This window comes from Mycobacterium simiae (assembly GCF_008370645.1).
Classification (GTDB): domain Bacteria; phylum Actinomycetota; class Actinomycetes; order Mycobacteriales; family Mycobacteriaceae; genus Mycobacterium; species Mycobacterium simiae_A.
Genome location: NZ_VTZN01000017.1, coordinates 1 through 15,607, shown reverse-complemented (window position 1 = coordinate 15,607; position 15,607 = coordinate 1). Strand labels below are relative to the sequence as shown.

Genomic DNA, 15,607 nt, shown 5'->3' with positions numbered 1-15,607 from the left:
CTCGGACGCGATCAAAAAGGAGTATTGGTAGTGACGCTGCGAGTGGTTTCGGAAGGTTCGGCAGCGGCAAGTGTGGCTGCGGAGGCGCTGCCTACTCGGTTCGCGGCCGCGCATGGTGTTGCAGCGCAGCTGATTTCAGCGGTGGTCCCACCGGAGGTGGTCGGGTTCAGCGCACGAGGCGACCAGCACACCGCGGTAACGGCCCAAGGTGCTGAAGGGCTTTGCCGTCTGGGAGTCGGTGTCGTTGAGTCCGGTGAAAGTTATGCCGCCGGTGACGCTGCGGCCGCGTCAGCGTTTGTGAATCCGGGCGGTTTGGCATGACTGCACCAGTCTGGCTTGCCTCGCCACCGGAGCTCCATTCGGCGATGCTCAGCGCCGGCCCCGGCCCTGGTCCCGCGCTGGCGGCAGCTGCGGCCTGGACATCGATCAGTAGCGAATACGCCTCGGCAGCAGAGGAACTCACTTCGACACTCGCAGCTGTACACGGCGAAGCCTGGCAAGGCCCCAGCGCCGAATCCTATATTGCGGCGCACATACCGTATGTCGCTTGGTTGGCCCAAGCCGGCGCCGACAGCGCGGCAACGGCCACCGAGCATGAGACCGTGGCGGCGGCGTATCTCAGTGCGCTGGCAGCGATGCCGACGTTGCCGGAGTTGGCCGCTAACCACCTCATGCACGGAGCCTTGCTGGCGACGAATTTCTTTGGGATCAACGCGATCCCGATCGCGATAAATGAGGCCGACTATGCGCGGATGTGGGTCCAGGCTGCTAGCACGATGAGTGCCTATGAGGCGATAGCAGGTGCGGCGTTGGTCTCGACACCACGCACCCTCCCGGCGCCGGTACTGATTAAACCCGGAGTTGGTGAGGCCGGCAGCCTAACTACCACCACAGCGCAGGGCGGTGCGGTGCTCGGCGGCATCTGGGGATGGATCTGGGAACTTCTCAAATTGCTGTGGGACGTGGTCTATGTAGCTGCCATTCTGCTAGCCGAGGCTCTGGCCGCCCTGGTCATGGTGGTGCTGGAGGTGCTGTACATGTTAGGGATGCTGCTGGCCGAGGCGTTGGTGGCCTTGGGCGCGATGGTGTTGGAGGTGGTATTAGACGCGCTTGTGTTTTTCGCCGAGGTGCTTGCAGCTTTGGCCGAGATAGTAGGCGAATTGATTTACGTAGTAGGCGAATTGCTTTACGCTATTTGGACTCTGCTGACGTCGAACATTGATTCGATCGTGGAGTCCATCGCCGCAGTGAGCGTGATCGGCGCTGCGATCGCGTTGCCGATTGCATTACCGCTTAGTATCGCGCTGCCCCTGGCTAACGGCGCGGACGTTAGCGACCAGTCGAGTAGCGATGAGTTGGATGTAGACCAAGAGCTTGGTGCAGCGGCCGTGCCGTCGGATGCAACGCCTTCTGGGCCAAGTACTGTGGCAGCTGGATTGGGTGAGCCTACGGGGGTTTTGCCCGCCCAGTCGATATCGCCGATGGCACCCGGCTCGCCAGCTGTGGCGCCGAGTCCGTTTGATTCGTCCGGTTCGATGGTGGCATCCGATCGAGGTGGCGGCCCGTCGGGATTTGCCGGGACTAGCGGTAGCGCGTCGGTCGCGCAACCTTGCGGGTTGACGGCGTTGCGCGGTCGTGAATTCGTTGGGAGTGCGCGGGTGCCGATGCTACCTGCTACCTGGGCACTGCATATTGGTTGACGCGGTCGGTTAGCGAGCGAGCGTAACTGGAAACCCAAATGGACATCCGTTGTCAGGCGAAGGTCACCAATCATGTTCGCAGCGGCTCCATCTCGGTAGTTAACTCGTCGATATGGCCCAGCTCGCGCCCCGCCGACGGCTCGGCACTGGTGGCGGGCGCTCACGACCTGCCTGGGTCACCCGCACCTCGGCTGCGGCCAGCTCCTCGCTGAGATGCCGCCACTCGGTGCAGCCCTCCCGAGCGAACTCCGCATCTCCGCTTGGGAGATGCTCGGCTAGTCAGCCGCGCTCAGTGGGATCTCTCGATAGCTCGTCTTTCAGAATCAGTGGCCGACGAACTGGAACGTGGCGTAGCTCGACTCGACGCAGCGGCGGCATCAGCGGCCACGTAGGCGCCTGCGGCGTCGCTGAGACTTGGCGTGGGCAGTATCCAGCGGGTATTGATCTTTGAGGCCGCCGCTATGAACCGGGCGTGAGAGGCCCGAACGGCCGCGGCGGACCTAGCCCGGCACGTTGGCGGCCATGTTCGTCATCACAATGTCGGAGACTGACTCGGGAAAACCACAATAGGTGACTTCCAGCAGTGCCACCGAGATGACCCGGTAGTCGCGGCCGCAGTCGCCGGGTCGGATGTGCAGCGAGTCAGCCTCGGCGTTCCACGTGCCGACGAACAGCCAGCCGCTCGAACTGCCCGCGCAACTTGCTACGGTGGCCGTCAAAGCGTCAAAGGCACGCCGAGCAGCTTCGGAGTCCCGATACACCGCGGCGCCCTCGGAGATCAGGCCGCTGTCGGGTGGATCCTGAAAGGTGATCTTGTGAAACGCCGCGACGTCGGGCCCGAAGGTCATCGTCTCGGAATAGACGAACCGGCACACTCGGGGCACGGTGTCAGCGAGTGCGTCAACGTCCACCGGGTGTTTGCCGTCCATCGACGGCACAATCGTCAAGTCGTCACCGGCGCCGGTGATCGCCCGCATCCGCGATTGATCCAGCAGCAGCGCATCGACGTTGAGTACATCCAGCGGGTATGCGCCGTAGGCAGGCAGCGCTTCGCCGCCTACCACGCGGGTGCACGCCGCCGTCAGCACCATCGCGCACCACAACATCAGCGGGGGGATTAGTCTGCCCATCTGTCTTGCAACCTACCCGTGCGGCATGCCGGTAAACAGCCCTCGAATACGGTTGGCCGGTGACTATTTTCGGGACGGCCACCGGCATCGGGTCCTGGCCCGGCACCGAAGCGCGGCCGGCCGCCGAGGTGGTGGTCGGTGAGCTGGCGGATGCGGTGGCACACCTTGTCGAGCTGCCCGCCCGGGGAGTGGGCGCCGACATGCTGGGGCGGGCCGGGGCGCTGTTGATCGACTTGGCCGTCGACACCGTGCCGCGCGGCTACCGTATTGTCGCCCGCCCGGGAGCGGTGACCCGACGAGCCGTCAGCATGCTCAACGAGGATATGGACGCCCTGGAAGAGGCGTGGGAGACGGCGGGTCTTCGGGGCTGCGGACGGGTGGTCAAGATTCAGGCTCCCGGACCGGTCACGTTGGCCGCCGGCTTGGAACTTGCCAATGGCCACCGGGCGGTCACCGACCCGGGCGCGGTGCGCGACCTCGCGGCGTCGCTGGCCGAAGGCGTAGCTGCGCACCGGGCCGCATTGGCCCGCCGCCTCGACACCCCGGTGGTGGTGCAGTTCGACGAGCCGTCATTGCCGGCGGCTCTAGGTGGACGGTTGAGCGGCGTCACTGCACTGAGCCCGGTTGCCCCGCTCGACGAAGCGGTGGCCGGCGCCTTGCTCGACACCTGCGTCGAGGCTGCCGGCGCTGAGGTCATGTTGCATAGCTGCGCGTCCGAGCTGCCATGGGGACTGTTGCAGCGCAGCGGTATTGCCGCGGTATCGGTAGATGCCGGCACGCTGCACGCTGCGGATCTGGACGGCATCGCGGCCTTCGTCGAGCCCGGACGCGCCGTCGTGCTGGGCGTTGTCCCCGTCACCGCGCCGCAGCGGTGGCCAGCCGCCGAAGAGGTGGCTGCCGCCGTGATCGCGGTGACCGATCGCCTCGGATTCGGTCGCTCGGTGCTGCGGGACCGGGTCGGGGTGTCCCCGGCGTGCGGTCTGGCGGGGGCGACCCCGCAATGGGCGCGCGCCGCGATCGGGCTTGCCCATAAGGTCGCCGAGGCGTTAGCGGAGGATCCGGACGCTAGCTGAGGGCGCAAGGGCCTCGCCGAGGCACTTGTTCGGAAATTCAGCTTCATCAGGCCTGGCGAAAGCGGTCGTTCGAAGTTGAGGCGGCGTGTCGGTGGGGTCGATCACGCTTAGCCACGGTAAGGCGCGATTCAACCGGCTCTTCCGAGGCATTATCGGCGGCCGATTGACGCAGATCGGAAGTGACGAGCATTGCCGATCCGTTGGGCACGCCGCTCAGCACGCTGTCGTGGCGCACGCGTGGCTATCCGGCCGGAAGAAGTCGCAACTTGCCAACTTCGTCGTCGGGACGATCGATCAACTGCTTTTCGCCGGGCTCAAGTCACGTCATTTGATGCTTCGGCACTTGGCGTTAACCGGCAAGGTCGTCATAGTGGACGAAGTTCACGCCTACGACGTGTTCATGAATGCCTACTTGACCAAGGTTCTCACGTGGCTGGGCACCTACCGGGTCCCCGTTCTCGCATTGTCGGCGACCTTGCCACCCGAACGTCGACGCGATCTGTTGAACGCCTATCGACGTGGCGGTTCGGAAAGTGAGGGTTCTCGGATTTCTGCTGCTGGCGTAGACGTAGTCGAGGACAGCGGGTATCCGATAATTTCGTGGACCGAGTCCGGCCAAATCTGTGCTCGGGCGGTGCAGCCTTCGGGCCGGCGGATCACCGTCCATATTCACGCACTCCCACACCACGACAGACCACCGCCATCGCCGAACTCTGCTAAGCCCTCAACTCCACCAACACCGTCCACCCCGCCACCAGGCTCACCCTGCACTACAGCGTCAAATCCCACCCTCGACTGCACACCAATTACTGAGCTATGTCGGGAGTCCTGGTGCACGGGGCCCCTGCGACCTAATGAACAAGTGCTCACGCCGAAGCGGGCACCACATCCATCAGCAGTCCGGCCACCGGCGAACCGGAGAGCGCACGGTCTGTCAGTAGGCCTCCGAACGGGGGCCCGGTTCCGAGAGTGCTGACCCGCCGGCCGCTGCTACAGCAGCGCCTCTCAAACCCGCCCCGCTCGTCTCACTAGGTTCGGCCCCTACCCGCCGCGTCGCGGACGGACTCTTGCTGTGGGAGCTGCCTCCGAACGATCGCACGCTTAATCCCCCCTGGCCGGTTCGCGGGGAGGCTGGGAATTGCGAAGATAGCCGCAATCGGCGCGAGTGCTGCGGCCCCGAACAGGGTCGGATATCCCGCTGCTGCGATCACTGCGCCGAACAGGGGGCCAGCGAGCGAACCTACCAGGAGGTGCCCCATGCTTTGCACTCCAAGCGCTCGTCCGCTATAGCCCGTTCCTGCGTATTCCACAACCGCGGTTACCGTCAGCCCGTTGTCTGCAACACTCAGGATGGCCAGCGCCACGATGCAGGGGACGGCAAGCTTGAGACCTACTGTGTCAGCGGTGGCCAAGATGATCAAGCACACCGCGACCGACACCGCCATCTGCCGGATGGGGATTGTTCTAGATCCGGTCTTATCTGACCAATGTCCCACCACCATTCGACCCAGAGCGCTCAACAACTGAGCCGCTGCCACCAAAAGACCGGCGTTCACCGTTTTCCAGCCCTGATCCGAACGTAACCAGGCGAACATGAATGTCCAGACGATCGCTTGGGGGACTGTGAGCAGCATGCCCGACAGATGTATGCGCAGAAGGTACTTGGAACCGTCCCTGTACGGGTTCATTAGCGGTACGGTGCGTTGTTCGGGGAGCTGGTGCACCGGGTCTCGGAGTAACAGCAGACACAGACCGCCAACGCAGCCGCATATGAACGCGGGCGCGAGCAGTGCCCGCCCTGCCCCGACCGATTCGGCCAGCATGGGTAACAGCACCGCCGCTAGCGCGTTGCCCAGAGGTTGAGCTGTTTGACGGATGCCCATGGCCTTTCCGCGTTGGGAGGAAGGGAAATAGCCTGCGACCAGTCGCCCGGTCGCGGTGTTCACTGATGCTGCGCCAGCGCCCCCGAGGCACAAGAAAAGCCACAATTGGCGGTACTCGGCTACAGAAGAAGCGACGGCGTAGGCAGACGCTGCCACGATGAACCCGAAGACGCATGGGATCCGTTCTCCACACCTGTCGATGACCCAACCCCAGGGAACCAAGGCGAACACCATGCCCAGAGCAGGAGCGCTTGCTAGCCCTCCCGCCTGCGCAAGCCCCATCCCGTGGTTCGTCCAGGTCGGGATGAGAAACGTCGGAGCGATCGTCAGGGCATGAGCGGCCAACGCGGCAAACGTCGCCAGCGCGAGTGCCGTGCGCTTACCCGACCATGTCAGCAGCATTGGTTCACCTCAGCCGGCGGTGCCATGCAGGCGTCGCCAATTCATAGCCACCCCGGCCTGTTTGGGCTTGGCGAACCTCACGCCAGACATAACTTCCTCGTGCGTCCGGACGGGGTCGAACCGCCACGACTCGAGCCAGTCTCGGTCGATTTCCGACAAATGGCTGACGGTCAAACCGGGGTAATCGCCCGGGAGCGAGCAGGTAGTGGGCACTGGGAGCGCGTCACCATATAAACGGCCCGCCCACAGGTCCCCGCTTTCGTCGAGCGGTCGGACGTGTCGTTTGTCCAACAGCCCGGCGACGGGCAGGTCTGCCGGAATGCGCAGGCTGTTCTCCGCCCCGGGTAGGTCGTGCCGCATGATCCAGTCCATGATCGAGTCTTGCCGGTCGTTTAGCTCGTGGTCGGCGAAGGCTGTGGTCATGACGACCGGTATGGCGATTCCCCCAGCGGCCCGATATGAGAGCAGCGCATCAAACCTCTGCCGCAGCTGGTTCGGCGTGTCGAACGAGCTGACGGAGACGCGCAGTTCGGCCCCTACGTCCACCAGGCCATGTGCTACTTCGCGTCGAATCGGCGTAAAGCACTTCGTCACGAACACCACGAACCGGCCTGTCTCTCGGATAATTTCTGCCAGCTGGAGGGCTTTCGGCCAATTCCACGAGGCGTCGCTATTCCAGCCATTTCGAAGGAATAGTTGTCTTGTGGACAAACTTCTGAGGTCCGCGAGCAATACCCCGCGGTCGATTATGTTCTCCACGCGGACCCCGAAGTCGAAACCATTTTGGTATGCGGCTCGGGCCGCAAAGCAGCTTCCGTAGCACGTTTGGGCCAGGTTGAGGCAACCTTGGTACAAATCTGTGGTAATGCTATCCAGTGGGAGGCCACCCACACGTCCCGCGCGGACGACGTCAGGGTCGGGCATACGCAAAGCGCCCACCCCGCGCATGACCTGCGCACTCTCTACCACCGTCCGTCGCACGTGAGCCAGCATTTGCTTAGACACGATCGGTGCATTCGGGCCGCTTTCAGCAGCAGCCGTGCCAGTCGGAGTCGAGATTGTGTCACCATTCATTGTGCAACCCTTCATATTTTTCTTCAGGTCGATCGGGGCGGCTCTGCCTCCGATTAGCGGATCCAGGATTGCTCACGAAGGAACAGCGAACTTGTCCTTGACGCAAAGATCTTTGCCGTTTTAGACAAGCGACCTATTCGAATGTTCGCGGCAATTCATAAGCTGAGCGCTATCGTAACGACCAATTCGCCGATGCGACACCACTCGTGCGAATAGACCGGCGTCGGTTGGAGGAAATAGTCGAGCACCAGCCGCGTGCGTACGGCGGAGCCCCTCTTCCCCATGCTGAGAACTCGGACGGTACTTTCGCCGACGCATGCGAAACGTCTTTGAGAATTGCGGCTTTGCAGAAGCGCTGGCTGGGAGACGTGCACCGCAGGAATGTTGTCGTGGTCGGATGCAAGCTCACCTCGCTTTTGCGTGCCCGTTATCGCCAGGTGGCGTCGATGCGTAGCCGAGTTGACGGACTGCACGGGTGTGTGCTGCGGGCGGCGGTGTGCCAGATCCGGTAGCGAAAGGTGTTCATCTCGGCGCGGGCCAGTTCCGGGATGCTGGTGAAGCCGATGAGTTTGGCCCAGGTCGGGCTGCCTGCTTGCACTGCAAGGGTGCCGCCCCGGCGCGTCCGAGGCCTGAACGTGACCACCGGGCTCTTATCGGTGTCGGCACGGGTTTAAGTTTGTGGGCCCCGGCCCCGGCCCCGGCCCCGGCCCCCGGCCCTCGGCCCATTGCTCCGGCGACCACAGCCGACCACCCGGTTCCAGCCCGGCCGCAAACGAGGGATCCAGATACTTGTTCACCGTCTTGCGATCCAGCCCCAAACTTGAGGCGATCTGGCTTTGCGAACGGCCCCATGCCAGTGGATCAAAGTCTCGGTCACATTGACCACGTCGGACTTTCTGCTCGCCAATTCCGGCTTTCATCAGCCCATCTGCTGGGAGCAGCCTTTGCCTTGCAAGGACCACACTAGCCAGCTCGGAATTCGTTGGCTCGGTAGCGAAATCGTGCTCTCCGCAAATGCGGGGATGATGCCGTCGAGTGGGAACGGCCAAGCCGGATTGTCGAAGTGCTCCCGCGAAGCGGGGATGATCCGTTACAACACTGCTGCAATCGAATTGATGCTTCGGGTGATGGCTTGGGGCAGCCCCATATCACCGTCACGGCAATCGCGGTCGCGTCAGCCTGCTCAGCTAGCCTGCCAGAGTGAGCTCACCCGACGCCGCCATCACACCGCCCGATGTGTTGCATCAGTGGCAGGAACTGGCCGAGCAAGTGCGCGAACACCAATTTCGCTACTACGTGCGCGACGCGCCCATCATCACCGACGAGGAATTCGATCAGCTGGTCCGCAGGCTGGAAGCGCTCGAAGCCCAGTATCCCGAGCTGCGCACGCCCGATTCGCCCACGCAGCTGGTCGGCGGTGCCGGTTTCGCCACCGAGTTCGAGCCGGTCGACCACCTGGAGCGGATGCTCAGCCTGGACAACGCGTTTAGCAGCGAAGAACTCGCCGCCTGGGCCGCCCGGGTGCACGCCGAGGTCGGTGACACCGCCAAGTACCTTTGTGAGCTCAAGATCGACGGGGTGGCACTGTCGCTGGTTTACCAGGCCGGCCGGCTGACTCGTGCCGCCACCCGGGGGGACGGCCGCACCGGCGAAGATGTCACACTCAATGCCCGCACCATCGACGACGTTCCGGAACGGCTGACTGTCGGCGACAGCTACCCGCTGCCCGAGGTGCTCGAAGTCCGCGGCGAGGTGTTCTTCCGGCTCGCTGATTTTCAGGCACTCAACGCCAGCCTGGTCGAGGAGGGCAAAGCGCCGTTCGCCAACCCCCGCAACAGCGCGGCGGGCTCGCTGCGCCAAAAAGATCCAGCGGTCACGGCCCGGCGCAAGCTTCGGATGATCTGCCATGGGCTGGGCCACACTGAGGGTTTCCGCCCGGCCACCCTGCACCAGGCGTACCTGGCGCTGCAAGCGTGGGGATTGCCGGTTTCCGAGCACACCACGCTGGTCAGCGATATGGCCGGCGTGCAAGAGCGCATTGACTACTGGGGCCAGCATCGCCATGAGGTGGACCACGAAATCGACGGCGTGGTGGTCAAAGTCGACGAGGTGGCACTGCAGCGCAGACTCGGTTCCACGTCGCGGGCCCCGCGCTGGGCGATCGCCTACAAGTACCCGCCCGAGGAGGCGCAGACCAAGCTGCTCGAGATTCGAGTGAACGTGGGCCGCACCGGGCGGGTTACGCCGTTCGCGTTCATGACGCCGGTGAAGGTGGCCGGGTCGACGGTAAGCCAGGCCACGTTGCACAACGCTGCGGAGGTCCAACGCAAAGGGGTGCTGATCGGCGACACGGTGGTGATCCGCAAAGCCGGCGACGTGATCCCCGAGGTACTGGGGCCGGTGGTCGATTTGCGTGACGGGACCGAACGCGAATTCGTCATGCCTACAACGTGTCCCGAGTGCGGCACCCCGCTGGCGCCGGAGAAGGAAGGCGACGCCGACATCCGCTGTCCCAACGCGCAGCGCTGCCCGGCGCAACAGCGGGAGCGGGTTTTTCACGTCGCCAGCCGAGGCGCCCTCGATATCGAGGCGCTGGGATACGAGGCGGGCGTCGCGCTGCTGCAGGCCGGCGTGATCACCAGCGAGGGTGACCTGTTCACCCTCACCGAAGACGACCTGTTGCGTACCGAGCTGTTTCGCACCAAGGCCGGCCAGGTGTCAGCCAACGGCAAACGGCTGCTGGCCAATCTTGGCAAGGCCAAGAACGCGCCGCTGTGGCGAGTGCTGGTGGCGTTGTCCATCCGGCACGTCGGGCCTACAGCGGCCCGGGCACTGGCCACCGAATTCGGCAGCCTCGACGCCATCGCCGCCGCGTCCACCGAGGAGCTGGCAGCGGTCGAGGGCGTGGGACCAACCATTGCCGCCGCAGTAGCGGAATGGTTTGCCGTCGACTGGCATCGCGAGATCGTCGACCAGTGGCGCGCCGCCGGGGTGCGGATGGCTGACGAGCGCGACCAGAGCGTGCCGCGCACACTGGCCGGGCTGACCGTCGTGGTCACCGGCTCGCTGACTGGTTTCTCGCGTGACGAGGCCAAGGAGGCCATTGTCGCGCGCGGCGGCAAGGCTGCCGGTTCGGTGTCGAAGAAGACGTCCTATGTTGTCGCCGGCGACGCACCAGGATCGAAATACGACAAGGCCGTCGAACTCGGCGTGCCCATTCTCGACGAGGACGGATTTCGCACGCTGTTAGCGCACGGCCCTCCCGACTCTGAAGCCGCACTGGAGTGACATGCCGCGGCAGTGTCGGTGCTGCGAGATTGCGCTATGACCGCCGAGGATGTCTCGCTGGCCGCAAGGGGTAGCTGCATTAGGCTCGCGGTGATCATCGGCACGAGCGTTCCTAACGGCACACGCCGGTGTCCCTTGACCATCACCAGCGGTGACCCGAGTCGAGAAGGATCATGAGAAACTCGGCAATTTCGGTGGGCCTGCAGATCGGGACGCAGCCGCCAGTAAGCGCTGCCCGGGCGTTACTACTTGCAGCGCGGGTGACGCGGCTGGAGTCGGTGATGGTCATTGACCACTTTCAGACCGGTTTGCCCAGCGCCATCTGGGACAAAGACCTCACCTGGCTGGCGGCGCAAAGCCCAAGCCCACACGAGATCTTTGACTATCAGGTTCTGCTGGGCTACCTCGCTTCGCGGGCCGGGCGATTGCGCTTGGGTGTCGGGGTGACCGAGCCGATCCGGCGTCACCCCGTGCTCATCGCCCAAGCGATGCTGACGCTGTCTCATCTCGCCAGGCGAGCCCCCATCTTGGGCATCGGCGCGGGCGAGCGCATGAATATCGACCCGTACGGACTCGACTTTTCCCAGCCGGTCACCCGACTGGAGGAGGCGCTGCAGGTGATCCGGTTGTGCCTGTCGACACGTGGTCCTATCACGTTCTCCGGCAAGCATTTTCGGCTCGATCGGGCGACAATGGACCTCGCGGCCCCGCGCGGCCGGGTACCGGAGATCTGGGTCGCCGCGCACGGTCCGCGGATGCTACGGCTCACGGGACGCTACGGCGACGGGTGGTACCCGGTCTCGGTGGTCTCGCCCGAGGAGTATGCGGCCAAGCTGGCGGCGGTGCGGGCGGCGGCCGCCGAGGCTGGGCGACACGCAGACTCGATCACCCCGGCGCTGCATCGCTTCGCGGTGATCGGCGCGTCCGAGCGCGAGGCGCGGGCGATGCTCGACACAAAGGCCATCCGGTTGCTTGGGCTCGCGGCGCCCGCCGACTTGTGGCGGCAGGCCGGGGCCGTGCACCCGCTCGGTGCCCACTTTGACACCTTCGTTGACTTCGTGCCCGACCGCCACAGTCGCCAGGCGATCGAGGCCGCTATCGCCGCGGTGCCGGATGCCGTGATGACCGAGGGGCCATTGCTGTGGGGAACTCCGCAGCAGGTGGTGGCCAAGCTACGGGCCTTCGGCGACGCAGGGATGCGCCACGTAGTCCTCGCGCCCGTGTCCGGTCTGGTGTCCCGGCGTGCGGCTCTCTACGAGCAGTGGGCCACCGTGCGAATCGCCCGGTTGCTTGCCAGTCGGCGAGCACCCTGAGCCTCGCGTGGCGTAGACGTCGCACAGCCCTCGTATTGCTGTGTGCGTCGTCGGGTGCACGGCCGCAGCGGCGTGCTCAGCGCAGCATGGTCGCCACGATCCCGGCCAGATAGCCCAGTCGGGCCACCTCCGAGGGCCGGAATTCCGGGCCGGGCCGCCCCAGCACCACCGCCGTGTGTGGGTCGCCTAACGGCGCGGCCACCATAGTGGTGTCCATGTCGCGCCAAGCCTGCGGCACCCAGTCGGCGCCACCATCCAGAGGTGTCGCCCGCTCAATAGGCAGCCAGGGCGCTGAATCGGCTCGGGTTTCCGGTGCGCCGGGGCTGCCCGCAAGCCGCCGTAACGTCCCCTGTGAGCTGCGCAACACCGTGCACCAACTTACCCGCAGCACCTTGGGCGCCTCGGCGACCAACACCTGCAGCTTGGACGTGTCGTCGCGAGCCGCCGCGACACGGTCAAGAAGCTCTAACTCGCGGTGAGCTTCCAGTAGTCCGCTATGTGGGCGCACACTATCCACCCGCACACCAGTAAGTGTCTCAGCGGCGGTAATCAATGTGTCCGGCATCGCCCCCGGGGGCAGCTCGACCACCAGATCGTCGATGGCATGGCCACCACTGCGCTCGACGACATCCAACGACAAGATGTCGGCACCCACCGAGCCGAGCGCAACCGCCAGCGCCCCCAGGCTGCCTGGGCGGTCGAGCAGCTCGATGCGCAACAGATACGACGGCACGGCCAACACTGTTGCACAGCGCTGCGCGCATAGCATTTCGGCAGGGCCCGCACTACTAGCCCACGGAGGTGAAGCCAGTTACCCGCTCGCGGCTAAGCTTTTCGCTCGTGTCCCAGATCTCCCGCGATGAGGTGGCTCACCTGTCCCGGCTGGCCCGGCTGGCGTTGACCGAGGATGAACTCGATCACTTCGCCGGTCAACTCGACGCCATCCTCGCGCATGTCAGCCAGATCCAGGCCGTCGACGTCACCGGCGTCAAAGCCACCGACAACCCCCTCAAGGACGTCAACGTCATGCGCGCAGACGAGACCGCGTCGTGCCTTACCCAGGAGCAGGCGCTAGCCGCTGCACCCGAGGCCGTCGACGGCCGCTTCGCCGTGCCGCAAATCCTGGGGGACAGCGAGTGACCGAACTCATCCGCTCTGACGCGGCCACCCTGGCCGCCAGCATCGCCGCCAAGGAACTGTCCTCCACCGAACTCACTCAGGCCTGCTTGGACCAAATCGAGGCAACCGACGACCGGTACCACGCTTTCCTGCATGTGGCCCGGGACCAGGCTTTGAGCGCCGCAGCCGCCGTCGACAAGACGCTGGCCGCCGGCGAACAGTTGCCGTCGCCGCTGGCCGGAGTGCCGCTGGCGCTCAAAGACGTCTTCACCACGATCGACATGCCCACCACCTGCGGCTCCAAGATCCTCGAGGGCTGGCGCTCTCCTTATGACGCCACCCTGACCGTGCGGCTGCGCGCAGCGGGGATCCCGATCCTGGGCAAGACCAACATGGACGAGTTCGCGATGGGCTCCTCGACGGAGAACTCGGCCTACGGCCCGACCCGCAACCCGTGGAACCTCGATCGAGTGCCCGGCGGCTCTGGTGGCGGCAGCGCGGCGGCACTGGCCGCCTTCCAGGCGCCGCTGGCCGTTGGCTCCGACACCGGAGGCTCGATCCGCCAGCCGGCTGCGCTGACCGCAACCGTCGGCGTCAAACCCACCTACGGCACCGTGTCCCGCTACGGGCTAGTGGCCTGCGCGTCGTCGCTGGACCAGGGCGGCCCGTGTGCGCGGACGGTGCTGGACACCGCGCTGCTGCACCACGTGATCGCTGGGCACGACCCGCGCGACTCCACCTCCGTTGATGCCGCAGTGCCCGATGTGGTCGGGGCCGCCAAGGCCGGGGCGACGGGTGACTTAAGCGGGGTGCGGATCGGGGTGGTCAAGCAGTTACGGGGTGAGGGCTATCAGCCTGGTGTGCTGGCGTCCTTTCAGGCTGCGGTCGAGCAGCTGACCGCTCTCGGTGCCGAAGTCAACGAGGTCGACTGCCCGCACTTCAACCACGCGCTAGCGGCCTACTACCTCATCCTGCCGTCGGAGGTGTCGAGCAACCTGGCTCGCTTCGACGCGATGCGCTACGGGCTGCGGGTCGGCGACGACGGCACCCACAGCGCCGAGGAAGTAATGGCTATGACCCGGGCCGCCGGCTTTGGCCCAGAAGTCAAGCGGCGCATCATGATCGGCACCTACGCCTTGTCGGCCGGTTACTATGACGCCTACTACAACCAGGCCCAGAAGGTGCGCACGCTGATCGCTCGCGACCTCGACGAGGCCTACCGATCGGTCGACGTGCTGGTCTCGCCAGCGACTCCGACCACCGCATTTCCGCTAGGGGAGAAGGTCGACGATCCGCTGGCGATGTACCTGTTCGACCTGTGCACGCTGCCGCTGAACCTGGCCGGCCATTGCGGTATGTCGGTGCCATCAGGGCTGTCGCCGGACGACGGGCTGCCGGTGGGCCTGCAGATCATGGCGCCCGCTCTGGCCGATGACCGGCTCTACCGGGTGGGCGCCGCCTACGAGGCCGCCCGCGGCCCGCTGCCCTCGCCGATCTAGGGGCTCGCGCTACCGGGCGGGCCCACGGTGCAAGATGAAAGCATGCGGATTGGACTTCTCACCGGGGGCGGCGACTGTCCGGGCCTCAACGCCGTCATCCGGGCGGTAGTACGTACCTGCGATGCCCGGTACGGCTCTTCGGTGGTCGGATTCCAGGACGGATGGCGCGGGTTGCTGGAGAACCGGCGCATGCAGCTGCGCAACGACGACCGCAATGACCGGTTGCTGGCCAAGGGCGGAACCATGTTGGGCACCGCCCGCGTGCACCCTGACAAGCTGCGGGCCGGGCTAGAGCAGATCAAGCAAACCCTGGATGACAACGGCATCGACGTGCTCATCCCGATCGGCGGCGAAGGTACCCTGACGGCCGCGCATTGGCTGTCGGAGGAGAACGTGCCTGTGGTCGGTGTGCCCAAAACCATCGACAACGACATCGACTGCACCGATGTGACATTCGGCCACGACACGGCGCTGATGGTAGCTACCGATGCAATCGACCGGTTACACAGCACCGCGGAATCACACCAGCGGGTGATGCTGGTGGAGGTGATGGGCCGGCACGCCGGCTGGATCGCGCTGAATGCCGGGCTGGCCTCCGGTGCGCACATGACGCTGATCCCCGAACAGCCCTTCGACATCGAGGAAGTGTGCCGGCTGGTCAAACAGCGCTTCCAGCGTGGCGATGCACACTTCATCTGCGTAGTGGCCGAGGGGGCCAAGCCCATCGCGGGCTCAATGCAGTTGCGGGAGGGCGGGATTGACGAGTTCGGCCATGAACGCTTCACCGGAGTGGCGGCCCAGCTTGGCTTCGAGGTGGAAAAGCGGATCAACAAAGACGTCCGGGTGACGGTGCTGGGCCATGTCCAGCGGGGCGGGACTCCGACGGCTTACGACCGGGTGCTGGCCACCCGGTTCGGTGTCAACGCCGCCGACGCCGCCCATGCTGGTGAGTACGGCCAGATGGTGTCGCTGCGCGGGCAGGACATCGGCCGCGTCGCCTTGGCGGACGCGGTCCGACAGCTCAAGCTGGTACCGCAGAGTCGCTACGACGACGCCGCGGCGTTCTTCGGCTAGCTGTGGTCTGCACTGGCGGCTCGATTCGCCCAGCGCAGCTATTAGGATCGAG

The 15,607-nt window shown here is 65.1% G+C and carries 11 protein-coding genes and 2 pseudogenes; 8 read left to right on the top strand and 5 right to left on the bottom strand.

The features are described 5' to 3' along the window. The first annotated feature begins 30 nt into the window (after window positions 1–30). Together F0Q45_RS04860 and F0Q45_RS04855 are read left to right on the top strand one after the other, a co-directional pair. The gene (locus F0Q45_RS04860; RefSeq protein ID WP_149652858.1) at window positions 31–321 is read left to right on the top strand and encodes a PE family protein; all 291 of its coding nucleotides are present in this window, start codon (window positions 31–33) and stop codon (window positions 319–321) included. Beyond that, window positions 318–1,670: pseudogene (locus tag F0Q45_RS04855) on the top strand (PPE family protein); the annotation flags it as partial. The gene F0Q45_RS04860 and the pseudogene F0Q45_RS04855, both read left to right, overlap by 4 nt. Window positions 1,671–2,200: 530 nt before the next feature. Here the strand turns inward: F0Q45_RS04855 and F0Q45_RS04850 are convergent. After that, window positions 2,201–2,830 (bottom strand): sensor domain-containing protein, encoded by a 630-nt coding sequence (locus tag F0Q45_RS04850; protein WP_149652856.1) that lies wholly within the window; start codon window positions 2,828–2,830, stop codon window positions 2,201–2,203. A 59-nt stretch (window positions 2,831–2,889) separates the two neighbouring features. Here F0Q45_RS04850 and F0Q45_RS04845 point away from each other — a divergent pair, with 59 nt between their 5' ends. Further along, window positions 2,890–3,903: a methionine synthase gene (locus F0Q45_RS04845; protein ID WP_149652855.1), complete on the top strand. Its 1,014-nt coding sequence runs from the start codon at window positions 2,890–2,892 to the stop codon at window positions 3,901–3,903. 1,028 nt (window positions 3,904–4,931) lie between these two features. Here the strand turns inward: F0Q45_RS04845 and F0Q45_RS04835 are convergent. The 3 genes and pseudogenes from F0Q45_RS04835 to F0Q45_RS27520 all read right to left on the bottom strand — a co-directional run. Beyond that, on the bottom strand, window positions 4,932–6,188 hold the full coding sequence (locus tag F0Q45_RS04835; protein WP_149652854.1) for an MFS transporter: 1,257 nt from the start codon (window positions 6,186–6,188) through the stop codon (window positions 4,932–4,934). 9 nt (window positions 6,189–6,197) lie between these two features. Then, window positions 6,198–6,791: a hypothetical protein gene (locus F0Q45_RS28590; RefSeq protein WP_223163876.1), complete on the bottom strand. Its 594-nt coding sequence runs from the start codon at window positions 6,789–6,791 to the stop codon at window positions 6,198–6,200. An 898-nt stretch (window positions 6,792–7,689) separates the two neighbouring features. Continuing rightward, a pseudogene (locus F0Q45_RS27520) lies at window positions 7,690–7,842 on the bottom strand (IS1380 family transposase); the annotation flags it as partial. Between the two features lie 620 nt (window positions 7,843–8,462). Here F0Q45_RS27520 and ligA point away from each other — a divergent pair. Beyond that, on the top strand, window positions 8,463–10,550 hold the full coding sequence (gene ligA / locus F0Q45_RS04820) for an NAD-dependent DNA ligase LigA (RefSeq protein ID WP_149652853.1): 2,088 nt from the start codon (window positions 8,463–8,465) through the stop codon (window positions 10,548–10,550). Between the two features lie 173 nt (window positions 10,551–10,723). Then, entirely contained in the window at window positions 10,724–11,863 is a 1,140-nt protein-coding gene (locus F0Q45_RS04815) for an LLM class flavin-dependent oxidoreductase (protein ID WP_262490872.1), read from the top strand. A 76-nt stretch (window positions 11,864–11,939) separates the two neighbouring features. On the opposite strand, the gene F0Q45_RS04810 is transcribed toward F0Q45_RS04815, so the two are convergent. Then, window positions 11,940–12,596 (bottom strand): amino acid-binding protein, encoded by a 657-nt coding sequence (locus F0Q45_RS04810; protein ID WP_149652851.1) that lies wholly within the window; start codon window positions 12,594–12,596, stop codon window positions 11,940–11,942. Window positions 12,597–12,703: 107 nt separating this feature from the next. On the opposite strand from F0Q45_RS04810, the gene gatC reads away from it, so the two are divergent. The 3 genes from gatC to F0Q45_RS04795 are packed head-to-tail and all read left to right on the top strand — an operon-like array spanning window position 12,704 to window position 15,555. Next, a complete protein-coding gene (gene gatC, locus F0Q45_RS04805) occupies window positions 12,704–13,003 on the top strand; it encodes an Asp-tRNA(Asn)/Glu-tRNA(Gln) amidotransferase subunit GatC (protein WP_149652850.1) in 300 nt (99 codons plus the stop codon). Continuing rightward, window positions 13,000–14,481, top strand: coding sequence for an Asp-tRNA(Asn)/Glu-tRNA(Gln) amidotransferase subunit GatA (gene gatA, locus F0Q45_RS04800; RefSeq protein ID WP_149652849.1), 1,482 nt, complete (start codon window positions 13,000–13,002; stop codon window positions 14,479–14,481). Before gatC ends, gatA begins: the two co-directional genes overlap by 4 nt. A gap of 42 nt (window positions 14,482–14,523) precedes the next feature. After that, entirely contained in the window at window positions 14,524–15,555 is a 1,032-nt protein-coding gene (locus tag F0Q45_RS04795) for an ATP-dependent 6-phosphofructokinase (protein WP_149652848.1), read from the top strand. Window positions 15,556–15,607: the final 52 nt, after the last annotated feature.